At 71.8% G+C, this 563-nt stretch carries 1 protein-coding gene and 1 pseudogene; both read left to right on the top strand.

The window, feature by feature from the left end:
• Positions 1-333 (top strand): diguanylate cyclase domain-containing protein (locus tag KUM32_RS37155; RefSeq protein WP_217146270.1); only part of this gene is annotated, 333 nt, incomplete at its 5' end.
• Positions 330-563, top strand: a pseudogene (locus KUM32_RS37150) (hypothetical protein); the annotation flags it as partial. The gene KUM32_RS37155 and the pseudogene KUM32_RS37150, both read left to right, overlap by 4 nt.

Raw genomic sequence — 563 nt, 5'->3', positions numbered from 1 at the left:
TTGGGCGGGGACGAGTTCGCCGCCGCCCTGACCATGCCCCACGCCACCGACCTGCCCGGCGCGCTGGGCACGTTGCACGAGAACCTGTGCGCCGCGGTGCCTTTCGAGGGCCGCACCGTGGTGCTGGGGGCGTCGGTGGGCGCGGTGTGGTCGCCGCACTGGCCACTGGCCGATCGCTCCCGGCTGCTGCGCGGGGCCGATGAGGCGATGTACGCGGTCAAGCGCACGGGGGGCGGGTGGCGTATCGCCCACAGCGATCACACCGCCGTCGCCAGCGTCAACGGCCGCCGCCGGGGCCGCCCCGGCACCCACCCGATGGGGGACGCCAGGTGAACGCAGCGACGGTTAAGGAACTGGCCACGCCGCTGTGCGCGCTGCGCCTGCTGGCCACCGACTTCACACACCTGCCCGCCCCGAACATCGGGGTTTCCACGATCTTTCCGGGTCGCTTGGAGCTGTCCTTCCACGGTGATGCCGAGGACCTGGGTGGGTTCGCCGCGTTTGAGACCTGGCGTCAGGCGCTGGGTGTCGAGCCGGATGCCGTGGAGTTTTCGGTGCAGACC

The organism is Streptomyces sp. AC627_RSS907 (genome assembly GCF_019049165.1).
This window is presented reverse-complemented; position numbering and strand designations above follow the sequence as displayed.